General features: G+C 55.5%; 17 protein-coding genes. 7 read left to right on the top strand and 10 right to left on the bottom strand.

All coding sequences use genetic code 11. The features are described from left to right. Nucleotides 1-2 precede the first annotated feature (2 nt). The 8 genes from bamA to pyrH all read right to left on the bottom strand — a co-directional run bounded on the left by bamA (nucleotide 3) and on the right by pyrH (nucleotide 8,443). The gene (bamA, locus tag AC2D8V_RS15280) at nucleotides 3-2,366 is read right to left on the bottom strand and encodes an outer membrane protein assembly factor BamA (protein ID WP_484734430.1); all 2,364 of its coding nucleotides are present in this window, start codon (nucleotides 2,364-2,366) and stop codon (nucleotides 3-5) included. A 167-nt stretch (nucleotides 2,367-2,533) separates the two neighbouring features. Beyond that, entirely contained in the window at nucleotides 2,534-2,665 is a 132-nt protein-coding gene (locus AC2D8V_RS15275; RefSeq protein WP_484734429.1) for a hypothetical protein, read from the bottom strand. A 110-nt stretch (nucleotides 2,666-2,775) separates the two neighbouring features. Then, nucleotides 2,776-4,146: an RIP metalloprotease RseP gene (gene rseP, locus AC2D8V_RS15270; RefSeq protein WP_484734571.1), complete on the bottom strand. Its 1,371-nt coding sequence runs from the start codon at nucleotides 4,144-4,146 to the stop codon at nucleotides 2,776-2,778. 2 nt (nucleotides 4,147-4,148) lie between these two features. Next, the gene (gene dxr / locus AC2D8V_RS15265) at nucleotides 4,149-5,324 is read right to left on the bottom strand and encodes a 1-deoxy-D-xylulose-5-phosphate reductoisomerase (protein ID WP_484734428.1); all 1,176 of its coding nucleotides are present in this window, start codon (nucleotides 5,322-5,324) and stop codon (nucleotides 4,149-4,151) included. A 6-nt stretch (nucleotides 5,325-5,330) separates the two neighbouring features. Continuing rightward, complete coding sequence (locus AC2D8V_RS15260; protein ID WP_484734427.1) at nucleotides 5,331-6,119, bottom strand: phosphatidate cytidylyltransferase; 789 nt, start codon at nucleotides 6,117-6,119, stop codon at nucleotides 5,331-5,333. 10 nt (nucleotides 6,120-6,129) lie between these two features. Next, nucleotides 6,130-6,837, bottom strand: coding sequence for a polyprenyl diphosphate synthase (gene uppS, locus AC2D8V_RS15255; protein ID WP_484734570.1), 708 nt, complete (start codon nucleotides 6,835-6,837; stop codon nucleotides 6,130-6,132). 212 nt (nucleotides 6,838-7,049) lie between these two features. After that, entirely contained in the window at nucleotides 7,050-7,613 is a 564-nt protein-coding gene (gene frr / locus AC2D8V_RS15250; RefSeq protein ID WP_484734426.1) for a ribosome recycling factor, read from the bottom strand. A gap of 101 nt (nucleotides 7,614-7,714) precedes the next feature. Continuing rightward, entirely contained in the window at nucleotides 7,715-8,443 is a 729-nt protein-coding gene (pyrH, locus tag AC2D8V_RS15245; protein WP_484734425.1) for a UMP kinase, read from the bottom strand. A 94-nt stretch (nucleotides 8,444-8,537) separates the two neighbouring features. Here pyrH and miaA point away from each other — a divergent pair, with 94 nt between their 5' ends. From miaA to AC2D8V_RS15220, 5 genes are all read left to right on the top strand, one after another. After that, entirely contained in the window at nucleotides 8,538-9,431 is an 894-nt protein-coding gene (gene miaA, locus AC2D8V_RS15240) for a tRNA (adenosine(37)-N6)-dimethylallyltransferase MiaA (RefSeq protein WP_484734569.1), read from the top strand. A 101-nt stretch (nucleotides 9,432-9,532) separates the two neighbouring features. Next, nucleotides 9,533-10,336 (top strand): helix-turn-helix transcriptional regulator, encoded by an 804-nt coding sequence (locus AC2D8V_RS15235; RefSeq protein ID WP_484734424.1) that lies wholly within the window; start codon nucleotides 9,533-9,535, stop codon nucleotides 10,334-10,336. A 188-nt stretch (nucleotides 10,337-10,524) separates the two neighbouring features. Further along, nucleotides 10,525-11,568: an ABC transporter permease gene (locus AC2D8V_RS15230; protein ID WP_484734423.1), complete on the top strand. Its 1,044-nt coding sequence runs from the start codon at nucleotides 10,525-10,527 to the stop codon at nucleotides 11,566-11,568. Nucleotides 11,569-11,583: 15 nt separating this feature from the next. After that, the gene (locus tag AC2D8V_RS15225) at nucleotides 11,584-12,792 is read left to right on the top strand and encodes an ABC transporter permease (RefSeq protein ID WP_484734422.1); all 1,209 of its coding nucleotides are present in this window, start codon (nucleotides 11,584-11,586) and stop codon (nucleotides 12,790-12,792) included. Between the two features lie 95 nt (nucleotides 12,793-12,887). Continuing rightward, the gene (locus AC2D8V_RS15220) at nucleotides 12,888-14,978 is read left to right on the top strand and encodes a dipeptide ABC transporter ATP-binding protein (protein ID WP_484734421.1); all 2,091 of its coding nucleotides are present in this window, start codon (nucleotides 12,888-12,890) and stop codon (nucleotides 14,976-14,978) included. 53 nt (nucleotides 14,979-15,031) lie between these two features. On the opposite strand, the gene AC2D8V_RS15215 is transcribed toward AC2D8V_RS15220, so the two are convergent. Together AC2D8V_RS15215 and AC2D8V_RS15210 are read right to left on the bottom strand one after the other, a co-directional pair. Continuing rightward, the gene (locus AC2D8V_RS15215) at nucleotides 15,032-15,439 is read right to left on the bottom strand and encodes a hypothetical protein (protein ID WP_484734420.1); all 408 of its coding nucleotides are present in this window, start codon (nucleotides 15,437-15,439) and stop codon (nucleotides 15,032-15,034) included. 134 nt (nucleotides 15,440-15,573) lie between these two features. Continuing rightward, nucleotides 15,574-16,161, bottom strand: a complete 588-nt coding sequence (locus AC2D8V_RS15210) for a lytic transglycosylase domain-containing protein (RefSeq protein ID WP_484734419.1) — start codon at nucleotides 16,159-16,161, stop codon at nucleotides 15,574-15,576. A gap of 212 nt (nucleotides 16,162-16,373) precedes the next feature. Here AC2D8V_RS15210 and ssb point away from each other — a divergent pair, with 212 nt between their 5' ends. Together ssb and AC2D8V_RS15200 are read left to right on the top strand one after the other, a co-directional pair. Continuing rightward, the gene (gene ssb, locus AC2D8V_RS15205; protein ID WP_484734418.1) at nucleotides 16,374-16,868 is read left to right on the top strand and encodes a single-stranded DNA-binding protein; all 495 of its coding nucleotides are present in this window, start codon (nucleotides 16,374-16,376) and stop codon (nucleotides 16,866-16,868) included. Next, the gene (locus tag AC2D8V_RS15200; protein ID WP_484734417.1) at nucleotides 16,868-17,308 is read left to right on the top strand and encodes a GNAT family N-acetyltransferase; all 441 of its coding nucleotides are present in this window, start codon (nucleotides 16,868-16,870) and stop codon (nucleotides 17,306-17,308) included. The genes ssb and AC2D8V_RS15200 overlap by 1 nt, the downstream gene beginning before the upstream one ends. The last annotated feature ends 24 nt before the right edge of the window (nucleotides 17,309-17,332 follow it).

Genomic DNA, 17,332 nt, shown 5'->3' with positions numbered 1-17,332 from the left:
GCTTAGAATGTCGTGTTGATCGTGACTTCGAAGCTTTGCTCTCTGTCGAATGTTTCCGCCTTCAACGCATTCGAGAAGTTGAAGCGGAGCGGACCAAGCGGTGTATCCCACAGGATCGATACCCCGACCACGTGACGGAACGACCCGCTTTCGCCAACGACATTGGATCCCGCCGGAATTGTTACGTCAGACAAATCCCAAAGGTTACCCACATCGTAAAAGAGCCCACCCGTGATGCCGTACTCTTCCGGCAACCCGAGAGGAAATTCTGCTTCGAAGCGCGCAGCAAGATAGTAGTTGCCGCCCAAGGCGTCCCGGTCACTCACGGCCAGATCGCGGGGCCCTATACCGCCAGGATCAAAGCCGCGCAAAATGGTTGAATCCAGAAGGAAACGATCGACCGCACGGTTTACACCGCTGCTGTAATTCAATGCACCTGCTTCCAAGGTGGCGCGCAGGGTGATCTCTTCGTTCCAGACCTTTCTTTCTCCGATGGCCTTGGCTGTGGTGCGGATAAAGGTGTTGTCACCGCCGACGCCGGCAAAATCCTGACCAAACTCGAGAAGGTACCCGGATTCAGGGTCAAGACCCGTGGTGCGCGAATCGTACGTAAACCGGTATCCGAGAGAGCTGCTTACGCGCCGACCCTCTGCAATTTCATTGCCGATCAGCGGCCCGTTCTGCGACGCATCACCACGGTCTGTCATCTCAGCCTGGTCATACTTGTAATTGAGCTGCAAGCGTGAGTTCGCCCCGATCGGGAATGTCAGCGACGGCGAGAACAAACCCCGCTCAACATCGTAAGTCAATTCAGAGCTTTCACTGCGTGAAATGTCCAAACTCAAACCCAGCGCAAGGTCGCGACCCAACAAAGTAGGTTCCACAAAATTCAGTCGGTACAACCTATCATCAGAAGCCGTGGAAACGGCGGCGCTGAAGAACTGTCCTCGACCAAGAAAATTGCGCTCCTGAAATTGCACGGCAAATCCAAGACCATCGTTGGTCGAGAAAGACGCACCAAAGGTCAAAGAACCTGTTGGCTGTTCCTCTACATCCACGTCAACGATTACCTGATCTGGCGTCGACCCTTCGCGCGCCTGAACGTCCGCTTCTGTGAAGAACCCGAGCGCGCGGATACGTTCCGCTGCTTCACGAATTTCCCGCGGATTGAAAGGATCGCCCTCAACGCTGCGGAACTGGTTGCGGATGACGCGGTCAAGCGTGGTCGTGTTCCCTTCGATGTCGATGCGTTCGACAAAGATTCTAGGGCCACGGGTCAGCACATACTCGACGTTGATTGCAAGGTTGCGTTCATCGCGAACGATGCGCGGCTCAACGCGCAGAAAATCCAGACCGTCGTTAATACCCTGCCGCTCCATACGGGCAATGTCTTGTTCGATCAGGCTGGGAGAATACCATTCGCCTGACTTTGTCGCCACGGCAGCACGGAACGACTCTTCGTCTGCACCACTAAACTCGCTGACAACAGAGATTTGGCCGATCTTGAAACGTTGACCTTCCTGTATGTCAAACACGAGGAAGTATCCGTCTCGTTCTTCTGTCAGCTCGGCATTTACCGAATTCGTTCTGAAGTCGATGTACCCGCGCGACAGGTAGAAGTCGCGCAATACCTGTTTGTCAAATTCGATGCGGTCTTCCACCAGCGTGTCCGCACGGACCAGCGACCGGAACACACCTGCCTGCTTGGTAGCCAGCACCCTGCGCAACCGCCGATCCGAAAACTCTCGGTTCCCGGTAAAGGTGATGCGCTCGATCTCAACGTTGTCGCCTTCAAAGATTTCGAAAACCAAATCAACACGGTTGTCAGAGCGGCGAATAATCGTTGGTGTTACGCGGGCCGCGATCCGACCTTCGGTTGCATAGGCCTCGGCAATCAAATCTGCGTCCCGTGCCGCCTCGTCCGGATTGAAGACGCGCCTTTCGTTAGAGTTGATGGCCTCCGCCAGCGCCTCGTCGGAGATACGGCGATTTCCTTCAAAGTTGATACGGTTGATTGTGGGGAATTCCGAGACGGTGATCAAAAGTCCCGAGCCTCGCGGCGTAAAATCCACCGTTTCAAATAATCCACTGGCATTCAGACGCTGCAAAGCTGCATTCAACTGCGCTTGCGAGATCGTCTGGCCGGGCACGATTCCTGCGCGTGTGAGGATCGCCGCGTCTCCGACACGCTGGTTTCCTTCAATTGTCACCGAGTTCAGCGTGATGTTCTGTGCAACAGCAACTGTGCCGCTCCCAACCCAAGCGCCTGTAATTGCCAAGAAAACTGTAGAGGCGCGTAACAGCGCCCCAGCCGATTTGAAAGTGCCCGAAACGCCCGAGAGAGCGCCTGCTTTGCCCCGTGTCATGATCTGCCCCGCGCTAATCATTTTTTATGGTCTATTGACTACCGAGAGTTACCATAATTGTCAAAACCATGTGGACCAAAAAGCGTCAGATACCAAATAAGCGCGCAAGACGTGTAAAAGGGTGTGCCGCCTGCGCAACACACCCTTTGCAAAATTCGTCCGCTAGATCAGCTAATCAGCGTGCCCAGCCAAGCCCCTGCACCCAAAGCAACAGCTATTGTCCCGATGTAAAAAACGCGATCCCAGTTCAGGTCTACAAGCAGGCTCAACCCGCGGTATCCGTTCTGTACTGCCTGCATAGTTTTTCCCTCCTACGTCTGTGCGCAGCCTAGCGCGCGATTGCGGCACAAGTTGGATAGAAAATGGCGAAAATAGGGCAATGGCCGCGAGGCCACTGATTTTTTGGGCTTTATGGACAGAACAGGTCATTCCCGAGTGCAAACAGCATTAGCGTCAGAACGCTGGCAAGACCGAAAGTCATCAGTACGCGAAGCGCCTTGTCACTTGGTGGTTTTCCGGCGACAGCCTCATAAGCGTAAAATACAAGGTGCCCACCATCAAGCGCCGGTACAGGAAACAGGTTCAACAGGCCAACGGCAGTACTAAGGACCGCGATAAACCAGATGAAGCTCTGCGCCCCCTGACTGGCCATGGCACCCGACGTCTGGGCGATCCCGATTGGGCCGCTCAGGTTACAGGTGCTGATCGCTCCTGTAATCATGTGGGCAAGGCCTGAAAGCGACCCGTCAATGATGCGCCACGTTTGAGCGATGCCGCCAGTGATCGCATCTCCGATGCCAGGGTTCTCTCGCGCTGGCTCAAACGCAATGCCACCTGCAATCCCAATGCGCCAATGCGTGACAAAACCGCCGTCGCGCTGTGGCTCATCAACACGTTTGGGCGTGAGCGACTTTTGCAAAACTTCACCGTTCCGCCAAATTGTCAGAGCGAGCGTTTCGCCATTTCCACCCTCGACAGCCGTTTTCAGTTGTCGAAACGCAAATACGTCATTTCCGTCAATTGCTGTGATGACGTCGCCAATTTCGATCCCGGCCTCCATCGACGCGCTTTGCGGGCTGAGGCCATTCACGAATGGGGGCAACAGATATGGGCCACGCGCGCTCACTTCTTCGCCGCCGCGCAGCACGGTGTAATCCAGCACCGGAGTTTGCGGCAAACCGTCAATGAACGCATCGTATGCCTCGCGATCCTCGGCGCTGGGCAGCGTATCACCTTCAATGGCAATGATCTCGTCACCCGGCTGCAGCGCTTCCGCGCTCTCAATCCATTCAGCGTCTTGCGGCAAGTCCCGCAACTCTCCCACCGTCAGCGGGTCTTTTGACACACCGCCGGTTAACATCACTGCGGAGAATACGATGATCGATAGCGCAAAGTTAAAAATCGGCCCTGCGGCAACTGTTGCCGTGCGGGCCCAAAGCGGTGCGCCGTGCATCGTTGCACGCAGGCGTACGGGGTCGCTTTCGACCTCGGCCATTGCATCCTCGTCTTTGCCGGATGCTGCGTTCGAGTCCCCTGCAAATTTGACGTAGCCGCCAAAGGGCAGTGCCGCAACCTGCCAACGCGTGCCCCGCTTATCAATCCGCGAGTACAAGACCGGCCCGAAACCGATTGAAAAGACATCTGCATGAATGCCCGACCAACGGCCGACGATGTAGTGACCGTATTCGTGGATCGCCACAATGACAGACAGCGCGAGAACAAACGCGGCAATCGTCCAGATCAACCCGCCAAACTGCGGGATCAAGGCAAAGATATCCAAAACTAACTCGAGCTCCTCGTGATGACGTCCCACGCTTCCTTACGCGCGAGATGGTCAATTTGTGCCACGTTATCAAGGGTCATGGTGGCATCAATATGACCCGGCTTGGCTGACAATTTGTTCAAGACGTCTTCGACGACTTCTGCCATTCGCGTAAATCCGATTTTTCCGGCAATGAATCCATCAAGCGCTGTTTCCTTGGCCGCGTTAAATACAGCGCCGGCAAGCCCGCCCGACGCCATGACCTCTCTTGCCAGACGTAATGCGGGCCAGCGTCGTTCGCAGGGCGCGCGGAATGACAGTGTACCAACAGCGGCAAGGTCCAACCGTTCGACCGGTAATGACTGTCTTTCAGGCCAATGCAGCGCATAGCCAATCGCATGACGCATATCGGGAGGGCCTACGTGGGCCATCAGCGCCCCGTCGTTAAATCCGACCAAAGCGTGTATCATCGATTCAGGATGCACAATGACTTCTACCTTCTCTGGATCTACGCCGAAAAATTCTTTTGTTTCAATTAACTCCAGCGCCTTGTTAAACATTGACGCGGAGTCGATCGTAATTCTCTGCCCCATATCCCAATTTGGATGGTTGGAGGCCTCCGCCAGCGTCGCATCGGCAAGTTTTTCTATTGGCCAGTCGCGAAAGGCACCACCGCTTGCGGTAATGATGACCCGTTCGACAGCCGATATTTCCTCGCCCACCAGTGCTTGAAATACAGCCGAGTGTTCACTGTCGACAGGCAGCAGCCGCGCGCCGGAAGCCCGCGCGGTGTGCAACATCAACTGACCGGCGCAAACAAGAGATTCTTTGTTCGCCAGTGCGAGCGTTGCGCCCTGCTCCAGCGCCCTGAGACCGGGGGCCAGACCAGCTGCGCCGACGATTGCTGACATGACCCAATCTGCCGGTCGTGAAGCCGCCTCTACCAACGCGTCAGGACCGGCCGCGGCCTCGACACCCGAGCCAGCAAGGCTCTCGCGCAGCTCTTGCAGTCTTTCCGGAATCGCGGTGACTGCAACCTCCGCTTTCAGTCGAATTGCATCTGCTGCAAGCTGGTGGATATTTCCAGCTCCCGACAGGGCCACGACTTCATAGGAGTCAGGCGCACGCGAGATTAAATCTATCGTGTTTTGCCCTATCGAGCCGGTCGCTCCAAAGATGGAAACACGTCGTGCCACTGTTGCTTATACCCAGCCCGGTGACAGCAGCGGACCAATGATCAGCAGGAAAACAGATGCACCAAGCATACCATCGAAACGGTCAAGGACACCCCCATGTCCCGGGATCAGGTTAGAGCTGTCCTTGACCCCCATGCGCCGTTTGATAGCGCTTTCTGCTATGTCGCCCATCTGGCTGGCCATAGAGATCGCCACCGACACGCCGACCAGTTGCGGCCCGACCCCCATTTTGAACATGAAAAACACACCGACCAAGGCCGCGCCCAGCCAGCCAAACCCAGTACCGGCCCATGTTTTTTTCGGGCTGACGGCGGGCCAGAACTTTGGTCCGCCAATCATTCGGCCAGCAAAGTACCCTACCACGTCCGTGGCAACCACCACGAGAACGAGCCACAGCATCCAATCAAAACCCAGATCGTTTCGTACCTGCACCATGCCGAAGCCAGCCAAAAGCACCATAACCGTAAACACCATAAAGATGACGCGGTTGTCCCTTAACTGGCCAAATCCAACCAAGGCTGGCGCCAACAGGATCGGCAAAGCAAACCCCGGCGGAATATAGGTGGTGAGGCCCATGACCGCACCGCTGAGCAAGCCCAACTGAACAGCTGTGCTGGGATCAAGGGGGGCAATCATGCGCACCAATTCCCAAACCATCAGCCCGCAGATAAGCGCAACCATAGCGTGGAACACCCATCCACCTGTCCAGACGCCCCACAATCCAAGCAGAACCATCGCACCGCCGGACCCGAGCCGCACGGCAAGATCAGACCACTTTTCGGATTTGGCCGTCATAAAGGGTCCGTCACGACTTCACACCGCCATAACGACGTTCCCGTCCGCCATAGTCACTGCATAGACGCCGGAACTCGGCTTGCGTGAAATCCGGCCAGAGCGTGTCGATGAATTCGTACTCCGCATAGGCAGATTGCCAGAGTAGAAAGTTCGAAATGCGTGCCTCGCCGCTGGTACGGATCACCAGATCCGGATCTGGCAGAACATGCGTATCAAGGTAGCGCGGCAGCGTTTCCTCGTTGACGTCCTCGGGAAGCAACCGACCTTTCGCGACATCCTGCGCCAGTCTTTTGGTGGCACGGGCCACCTCGTCGCGGCCGCCATAGTTCAGCGCGATTGTAAGATTAACGCGTCCGTTGCCAGCGGTGGATTCTTCAAGCTCCCGCATCAGTTTCGTCAGTTTGTCGTCCAGCCGAACCCTGTCGCCGATGAAGCGGACCCGCGCACCAAAAGCGTTAAGCGCCCGCGTCTCTTTGATGATGTAGCGACGAAAGAGGCTCATAAGGCCGGCAACTTCGACCTGAGTGCGCTTCCAGTTTTCTGTGGAAAAAGCAAAAATCGTGAGATACTCAACCCCGATTTCGGGGCACGTCTCGACGATTTCGCGCACGCGCCGCGCACCCGCGTGGTGACCGAATAGCCGCGGCCTCCCGCGCTGGGTCGCCCATCTGCCATTGCCGTCCATTATGATGGCAACATGCCGGGGACACCCGTCAATTTGGTTCGGTTCAGGTTGGCGCTCGGGCTCTATTGGTACACCCTCCGACCTTGTGGTGCGATGCCACTCAGGTACGAGAATTAATTACTGCTAGACGTCTTGTTGCACAGAGCAACCGCACATGACCACCTCAAAAAGCAGAAAATCGTTCCGGTCGCCCAACCAAGGTTGAGGAATTTTAGCGAAGTTCATCAATGTGACGCCGACGCGCGTCAGACTTGCATGATTTCACCTTGCTTGGTGGAAAGCTGGTCATCGATGCTTTTGATAAAGCGATCCGTGATCTCCTGCATCTCGGATTCCCAGAGCTTTTGATCGTCTTCGGACAAACCGTCAGCTTTCGCCTTTTTGATCTGATCCATGCCATCCCGCCGGATGTTGCGCACCGAGACGCGCGCATTTTCCGCGTAGTGCCCGGCCACCTTGCTCAATTCGCGGCGGCGCTCTTCGTTCAGTTCGGGGATCGGCAACATGATGATTGTGCCGTTGAGTTGCGGATTGATCCCAAGACCGCTTTCACGGATTGCTTTCTCGACCTTGCCGACCAAACCTTTGTCCCAGACATTTACCGTCACCATACGAGGTTCAGGCACGTTGACTGTTCCGACTTGATTGATCGGTGTACGTTGACCGTAGGCGTCGACCATTACAGGCTCCAGCATGGATGCCGAGGCACGCCCGGTACGCAGCGATGCAAATTCGGTTTTCAATGCCGACAACGCGCCGTCCATGCGGCGTTCGATGTCGTCTGTGTCCAACATGAAATCTTCTGACATGAGGTATTCCTGCCCAGTATTTGTTGTGACAGCGCACAGGCTGCCGGATCGTATGCGCTATATAAGTCGGCTTGGCGCAGAAAGGCCAGAGGCCGATACGCTTAGCCCTGCACCCGCGTGTAAGTGCCCTCGCCCGCCAAGATACCACGAAATCCGCCAGGCTCGTCCAACGAAAACACGATGATCGGCAAGTTGTTGTCGCGCGCCAGTGCAATGGCCGAGGCATCCATGACGCCAAGACGTTTCGAGAGAACGTCGTCGTAGCTGACAACATCATATCGTTTGGCATCTGTGTGTTTTGCCGGGTCTTTGTCGTATACCCCGTCAACCTTTGTTCCCTTGAAGATCGCTTCGCAAGACATCTCGTTAGCCCGTAACGTCGCTGCGGTATCTGTTGTGAAATACGGGTTACCCGTTCCAGCCGCAAAGATGCAAACCCGCTTCTTCTCGAGGTGCCTCACAGCACGACGACGGATGTAGGGTTCTGCCACCTCGTTCATTGTAATTGCCGAGATCACACGGGTGTGGATGCCCAAACCTTCGAGGGCAGATTGCATCGCAAGCGCGTTCATAACGGTGGCCAGCATTCCCATGTAGTCTGCAGTCGTCCGCTCCATACCTTGTGCGGAACCCTGCAATCCACGAAATATATTACCACCGCCAATCACCATGCAAATTTCGACGCCGAGATCGTGCACGGATTTCACTTCCGCCGCGATACGTTCAACCGTTGGCGGGTTAAGGCCAAAGCCTTGATCGCCCATCAGTGCCTCGCCCGAGATCTTCAGCATGACCCTCTTGAACGCGACCTCGGTTTCCAAAGTTGTCATGAGAAAAGCTCCTGCTGGGCTATTTGTAATTGCGCGCAAAATGTCGGAAAAGCTGCGGAACTTCAATGCGCCCCGCGACCAAAGACTGCGAAAAATGACACAGACCGGGATATTGACCGAAAAGTTCTTGCTTGACGCTGTCGACCCGGATCGCCACGTGCTGATCGCCGGGCCCACTGCATCGGGAAAATCAGACCTGGCGCTCCGGATTGCTCAAGCACAAGGGGGTGTCATCGTAAACGCTGATGCGAGTCAGGTTTATGCTTGCTGGCGCGTGCTGACCGCCCGCCCCTCTGCCGAAGATGAATTGCAAACCCCGCACCGGTTGTATGGCCATGTACCTGCCCAGTCGACCTATTCAGCGGGTCATTGGCTGCGTGAAGTCTCCGCAGAACTGACGCGCGCCGACCGTCTGATATTTGTTGGCGGCACTGGTCTATATTTTTCGGCGCTGACGAAAGGTTTGGCCGACATCCCTGCAACGCCGAGCGAGGTGCGCGCAGAGGGCGACACCTTGGAACTGTCGTACATGCTCGACCAATTGGATGACGCGACACGGGCGTCAATCGACACGGCTAACCGGGCGCGCGTGCAACGGGCATGGGAGGTTTTGACCGCCACAGGTCGCGGGTTGGCAGAATGGCAGAAAAACACCGGACCGCCGTTACTTGACCTTTCTGCGACGACACCGATCGTCCTTGATGTCGAAAAACAGTGGCTGAATGACCGGATTGAGCAGCGGTTTGGAATGATGATCGACAAGGGCGCTCTGGATGAGGCGCGCGCGCTTCAGCCCGATTATGACCCGAGTTTGCCTGCGCATCGCGCCATTGGCGCGCCTGAACTGATGGCGTATCTGGACGGGCGCATGTCACTTGCCGAAGCAAAACAAGCAGCAACAATCGCGACGCGTCAGTACGCAAAGCGCCAAAGGACGTGGTTTCGATCAAAAATGGGCGATTGGTTGCGTTATAATCCGGCCGATTAGACGATCGTGTGTTTCACATAACCGATGACTCCACAGTCATTTTTTGTTAGTGGCTTTTGAAACCTGACAAATTTCGACAATTACAGCACGGGGGCGAAAACGTGCATGATGAGTTGAAAATACTCACGTTGCCGCAACTGACCTCAGGGCAGGATTGGCGACTCACACTGGCTCACGAACGACAGGCGCACCTACTGTTTTGGATCACGCGCGGTCAGGGCCTGATGTTGTTGGACGGGCAGCGTCGCGGTGTTGGCACGCACAATGCCATTTTGGTGCCTGCAGGCCACCTTTTTGCAATGGAGCTTGGGCGGCAAGCTGTTGGACAGGTCGTGGTCGTTCCCGAGGGCGCCGACCTCGAAATGCCACGCCTTCCAGTTCAGCTGCGCATCCGCGAGGTAGATGCAATGTCGGAATTGACGACGCTCATGGAAGCAGCAACACGCGAGCAGCAAAAAGCGAGACCGCTTTCTAAACAAGCAATGGAAGCGCATGTGTCATTGATTTCTGTCTGGCTCCAGCGGCAGATGGCGTCCGAAGAACATGTCCAAGGCCGTCCAAACGCCGCGGCGCGCCTGTCGGCGAAGTACTGCCATCGTATTGCAGCGCATTTCAGAGACCCTCTGACAATGGGCGATCATGCCGAAGCTCTCGGTGTGACACCGACGCATCTTACCCGCGCCTGCAAGGCTGCCACTGGCAAAACTGCCGCGGATCTGTTGACCGAACGTGTGCTGTACGAGGCACGCGATCTACTGGCGCGCACCAACGTTCCGGCACAGGATATTGCACGGCATCTGGGATTCGGAAGTGCAGCATATTTCACGCGATTTATGCAGCATCACACAAAATTTACGCCGACGGGATTGCGAAAACGCGCACAGACACGGCCCGCAGCAGCCTGACTACGCTGGCGTACCCTGTTTGTTTGCGACCTACTCTATGTCGTTTTTTGACCGGTATTAGGCGCTCGTCTTCATTGACGGCGGGTCGAATCTGTTGCCTGATACTGCAACAAACAAAATAAAGCTGGCGCAAAGGCATACTGTTCGTGCGGCGCGCACTGGCATAACGCCTGACAACAGGGGCAAACATGGGACTATTCATACTCAGACGTCTGGGCGTGATGCTGCTGACGGCACTATGCCTGACGTTCATCGTGTTCTGGCTGACAAACTTATATCCAAATCTCGAAAAGCTTGCCAAAACACAGGGCAACTTCCGGATGTCAGACGAGGCGGTCACAAGCTATCTCGACAAAAACGGCTACCTGCAGCCCTTGCCTGTGAAATTCGGGCAATGGTTGGGCGTACTACCCGGCTGGACAAAAGAAATTGATGGCGAGACAACTGGACGGTGTTTTGCGGCAGGCACGCCCGAAGCGGAACGCGACAGTTTCTGCGGCGTCCTGCAGGGATACTGGGGGTATTCCACGGTTTTCAAGGATGATGTGGGGTCGATTGTCCTGACGCGACTGGGTCTGACGGGCAAGCTGATGTTCGCAGTCATGCTTGTTATGGTCCCGATGGCGTTGATTGTCGGGGTGCTGGCGGGGATGCGAGAGGGATCCAAACTGGACAGGTCGCTCTCTACCTTCTCGATCGCCTCAACCGCGACGCCAGAATATGTCTCCGGCGTTATTTTTATTGCAGTGTTCGCGTCTTCCGCCTTCGGCCTGAAGTGGTTCAAGGGCTCTGCAACATCAGCAATGGAGAACGCGACCTTCGAAAACTTTACATTGCCGGTCATTACGATCTCGCTTTACGGCATGGGCTACATCGCGCGGATGACCCGCGCATCCATGACAGAAGTCATGACAGCGCAATATATCCGGACTGCGCGGCTGAAAGGTGTCAACTTCCGCGACATCGTTCTGAAACACGCGTTGCGCAACGCGCTAATCGCCCCTTTCACCGTCATCATGTTGCAGTTTCCATGGCTCCTGAACGGGGTCGTGATTGTCGAAACGCTGTTCAATTACAAAGGCTTTGGATGGCTGCTTGTTCAGGCTGCGGGCAACAACGACATTGAACTGCTGCTCGCTGTTTCGGTGGTTTCGGTGGCGGTTGTCCTGATCACCCAACTGATTTCTGACATAGGCTACGTGTATCTCAATCCACGTATCCGGATCACGTAAGGGAGGGCTGGTCAGATGGAAGAACTTTCCTGGGGCAGCATCATTGCCCGCATGTTCATGCAGCTTGGTCCGGTTTGGATTTCGCTGATAGTCCTGTTCACCCTGTCGATTGTCTACAAGCGCAAACTTGGGCTTTATGGCAAGCTGTTTGACAGCACCATAGGCATGATCGGTTTTGCGCTGGTCATGTTCTGGGTGTTTGTCGGTGTATTCGGCGGCCCGCTTGACATGCTGGTCACACACGATCCGCTCGGCCAAGTGTCAGGCATGAAAAACAAAGTTCCCGGCACGCCAATGCGCAGCCCCGACGAAGGCGAATATGCGTATTTTCTCTTAGGGGGCGACAACCTGGCGCGCGACGTTTTCAGCCGCTTGATCAAGGGCGCATGGGTGGTGGTGCAAATCGCACCGATAGCGACACTCTTTGCCTTTATGGTCGGGATCACGCTGGGTCTGCCTGCAGGCTACTACGGCGGCAAACTTGACACGACGTTGTCGTTTTTGGCGAACTTGATCCTCGCCTTCCCGGTCATCCTGCTGTTTTACCTGTTGGTAACACCCGAGATCGTGCTGACGGGTATTCCGAATTACATGGCGATTTTCCTCTTTATCTTCCCGCTTATCTTCATGTGCATTCTGCTGAACTCGCGCTACTACACACAGCCGAGAATCCGGACGCCACTTCTGATTGGCGTTCTGGGACTACTGGGGTGGCTGTACCTGTCGCTGGTTTCGACGAATGGTTATGCGGTGCCCGGCAAGATAATCGGTCTGCCGCCTGTTCTTGATCTCTTTGACATCGACCCTGGCATCCTTGTGGTGTTCGTCTCGGTTGTTTTTGTGAACTCGCCGACAGTGTTCAGGATCGTGCGAGGGCTGGCCATGGATATCAAGACACGAGACTACGTCGCGGCAGCACAAACACGTGGCGAAGGGCCTTGGTATATCATGCTATGGGAAATCCTTCCTAACGCACGCGGGCCGTTGATAGTCGATTTCTGTCTGCGCATCGGCTACACGACGATCCTTCTGGGGACGCTGGGCTTTTTCGGCCTGGGCCTGGAATCGGAAAGCCCGGATTGGGGCAGCACGATCAATGCGGGTCGCCGGTTGCTTGCCCTCTATCCACATGCGGCGATTGCGCCAGCGGTCGCATTGCTGACACTGGTCTTGGGTCTCAATCTACTGGCCGATGGTCTGCGCGAGGAAAGCCTCCGCGATTGATGAATAATGCGGGACCGGGGGGCAGCCTCTGGACCCGCGGAATATTTTCGGGTCAAAGAACATGCGTTTGACCCGCTCCAGATGGGGAGAGACAAATGGTCAAAGAGAATTATGACGGGCCGATCCTTGAAATTGACAAGCTGTCGATTTCATTTTTCACACGACTGCGGGAAATTCCTGCGGTGATGGATTTCTCGGTTGCGGTGAAACCCGGCGAAGCGGTGGGGCTTGTGGGTGAATCCGGCTGCGGGAAATCCACTGTGGCGCTGGGCGTCATGCAAGACCTTGGCAAGAATGGTCGCGTCGTCGGCGGATCAATCAAGTTCAAGGGACGTGATCTGGGCGAGATGAGCGACGAAGAGTTGCGCGATATTCGCGGCTCTGAGATCGCAATGATCTATCAGGAACCGATGGCATCGCTGAACCCGGCTATGAAGATCGGCAAGCAGTTGATGGAAGTGCCGATGATCCACCAAGGCGCCAGTGAAAAGGAAGCTTACGAGCGCGCGTTACAAGTGGTCACGGATGTAAAATTGCCCGACCCAAAGCGCATGCTCAACAGCTATCCGCATCAACTTTCTGGCGGTCAGCAGCAGCGGATCGTTATTGCCATGGCGCTGATGTCCGAGCCGTCCCTGTTGATATTGGACGAACCGACCACGGCATTGGATGTGACCGTCGAGGCGGCAATCGTCGAGTTGGTCAAGGACCTTGGTCGCAAATACGGCACATCGATGCTGTTTATTTCGCACAACCTTGGTCTGGTTCTGGAAACCTGTGACCGTATTTGCGTAATGTATTCCGGCGAAGCGGTTGAACGCGGGTCGATTGAGGATGTATTTGACGAGATGCGCCACCCCTATACGCAGGCGCTTTTCAGGTCCATCCCTCTGCCCGGTGCGGACAAGAACGCACGACCTCTCGTCGCGATCCCCGGAAACTTCCCGTTGCCGCACGAGCGGCCACCTGGTTGCAACTTTGGACCGCGGTGCGACTACTTTGAAGAAAGTCGCTGCGATCAGGGCGTGATCCAGATGGACGCGGTGCCTGGCAACGACCGCCACCACACGCGGTGCCTGAAATTCCAAGAGATCGATTGGAATGCGCCAATGCAGCTCTCCGACACCAAGACGAAGGGCGAAATCGGCGACGTTGTGCTGAAAATGGACAACCTGAAAAAATATTACGAGGTGGCCGCTAACGCGATTTTTGGCGGTGGCAGTAAGAAAGTTGTCAAAGCCAATGAGACGCTCAGCTTTGAGGCAAGGGAAAGTGAGACACTGGCAATCGTGGGCGAGTCCGGTTGCGGTAAATCAACCTTTGCCAAAGTACTCATGGGGTTGGAGACAGCCACTGACGGCGAAATTTTGCTGGGCAACAAACCCATTCAACAAATCCCTATTGAGGAGCGGGATACTCAAACGGTTGCGGACGTCCAAATGGTCTTTCAAAACCCGTTCGACACGCTGAACCCATCCATGACCGTGGGACGCCAGATTATTCGGGCCTTGGAAATTTTTGGGATTGGAGAGAACGAAAAAGACCGCCAGCAGCGTATGCTAAAGCTGCTCGATTTGGTGAAGCTGCCGCGTGAATTCGCAACCCGGATGCCGCGACAACTGTCAGGCGGGCAAAAGCAGCGGGTGGGCATTGCGCGCGCCTTCGCTGGCGATGCGCGCATTGTCGTGGCCGACGAGCCTGTCTCCGCGCTGGATGTGTCGGTTCAGGCGGCGGTTACTGATCTGCTGATGGAAATTCAGCGCGAACAGAAAACCACGCTTTTGTTCATCAGTCATGATTTGTCGATCGTGCGGTATCTGAGCGACAGGGTCATGGTGATGTATCTGGGGCATGTGGTGGAATTGGGAACGACCGATCAGGTCTTTTCACCGCCCTACCACCCCTACACCGAAGCGCTCTTGTCGGCGGTACCGATAGCCGACACTTCGGTAAAGAAAAAGCACATCGTTCTGGAGGGCGACATTCCGTCGGCCATGAACCCGCCATCGGGGTGCCCGTTCCAAACGCGGTGCCGCTGGAAATCCGAGGTTCCGGGTGGCTTGTGCGAAAAAGAGGTGCCGCCCGTCAGGACACTTGCCGGCAATCACCAGATCAAATGTCATCTCAGCGATGAAAAACTCAGCGAGATGGAGCCTGTGATCGAAGTGAACGTAGCGGCCGAGTGAGCAATAAAAAAGGCGCGTAAAGCGCGCCTTTTAACACCACTGTTTTTCGAGCTTTATGTCAGCAAGGGCGTTGCCAACGCACTGATATACCCAAGCGAAAAAAGCGCAAAACCCGGTCGTTTCGAAGCAACAATTACTGCAATCAGCATCAGAACTGGCGCCATTCCAAAGCTTGCGAGTGTCACGTATTGCACGGCGTCGTTCAAAGCCGTTCCGGGGCCCCAAGGGCTGCTTTCCATGCTCAGGCCGATGAACATCACCGCAGCCAATCCACCAAGCATTATACCGATAATAAGGGACAGCATGTTATCTTTGAACGCGCTTCTGCGTTTCTTTGGTTGCATGACCGCGGCAACACTCGCGACGCCGCCTTCGCGTACCGGTTTGGACGCTGGCTGAGCCATTTGTTGTTGAGCCTTTTGGATGCGTTCGATGCGAGCGTGGAAGTTTGCAGTCGCCATTGTTCATTATCCTTGTTGTCCTGAAATTCGACCTATGGGCGAATCTGGACGCGGATATGACCAGCGTTGGGAGCGTTTATGAAGTGATTGTGTTTTGTTTCTACGCGCGAAACAATCTCACCCGAAATGCGTCATCAGCTGCCGGTTATGACACGAACATAGTGCTGAGTTTCTTTATAGGGCGGAATTCCGCCATATTTCACCACTGCGGCGGGTCCAGCGTTATACGCTGCCAACGCGAGACGCCATGTACGAAACTTGTCATATTGGCGTTTGAGATATCGCGCGCCACCTTCAAGATTTTCTCTTGGATTCAACGGGTCGACACCCAGTGCCCGCGCGGTCGCAGGCATCAGCTGCGCCAATCCCAGCGCGCCTTTGCGGGAGCGCGCTGTTGGGTTCCAGCCAGACTCCTGTTGAACAAGCCGCAGAAACAGATCCTCTGGCACGCCATGTTTGCGCGCGGCCGCCTTGGCAATATCAAGGTATTCACCCCGATATTTGCCGTTGTATTGCGGCGTGTTCCATTTACTGGGGGTGATAACGGCGGGGGGCTGTAGCCGAACGGAGTTCTTGTATTGACTGGCCGCGCGGGAATCCAACACATCGGTTTGCGAACCGAACAACTTTGCCCGGCTCTTGGAAGAGAAGACCTGCGCTGAAGCAGTACCAGCCACGAAGACGCCGCAGATCGCGCCGATGATTATCGCTTTGCTACTCACACCCGTTCCCTGCCATCTCAAGACACCCAGAACTATAGCAAATTTTACACAACCTGCCAGACCCGATGTTCAGGTGGTCATTTCATGGCCGACACGCTTTACTTGGTTTTAACGCTCGCCATGTCGGTATAGGTTTATGCAAATTGTCGGGGTCCGGATTCGGTTCGCGCCGTGATGCAACCGACAGAGCAAAAATATCAAAGGGGGGCGTGATGGCCGGCTCAGTCAACAAGGTAATTCTCATTGGCAATCTCGGGCGCGACCCGGAAGTACGCAGCTTTCAAAACGGCGGAAAGGTGTGCAACCTGCGCATCGCAACTTCCGAAACCTGGAAGGATCGTAACACCGGCGAACGCAAAGAACGCACCGAATGGCACTCAGTCGCCATTTTTTCTGAGCCACTGGCACGTGTTGCCGAGCAGTATCTGCGCAAAGGTTCCAAGGTTTACATCGAAGGCCAGCTTGAAACCCGCAAATGGCAAGACCAATCCGGTCAGGATCGATATTCCACCGAAGTTGTCCTGCGTCCCTACAAGTCCGAATTGACCATGCTGGACGGTCGTGACGGCGGCGGCAGTGGTGGTGGCTACGGAGGCGGCGGCGGAGGCCAGATGGGACACGACGATCGTGGCGGAGACAGCTATGGCGGCGGCGGCAGTTCTAGCCCTGCACCATCACGCGATCTGGATGACGAAATCCCCTTCTGATGCTCCAAGCGCTGCATGTCAGGCCCCTTGTTGACGGGGATGCAGATGTGGCCCTCAAACTATACAATGAGTTAACTTTCGGCCCTGAATGCTCGGATGCGAATGCAGTCAGGGCCGTCTTGTCTCATTCCGGCACAACGGTGCTCGGTGCCTTGGACGGCACGAACCTATGCGCCATGTTGACCTTGCACCTGATGCCAAATGTCACTTGGGGCGCCCGTCCCTACGGCTTGATCGAAAATGTTGTTACCTCAGAGCGATATCGAAAACGCGGCATCGGAAAGCACCTTATGCAAGCCGCATTGGCGCGTGCTTGGGCTGCGGACGCCTATAAGGTCATGCTTATGACCGGCCAGAAAAGAGACGCCAAACAGTTTTACGAGAAGGCAGGTTTTTCATCAGAGGACAAACACGCCATGGTGGCGCGGCGCTATTCCTGATTGCGCATCAAGCGTTTCGACGTC

Source organism: Roseobacter sp. YIN89, from assembly GCF_057219365.1.
Note: the sequence above shows the minus strand (reverse complement) of the source record. Positions and strands in the feature narration are given on the sequence as shown.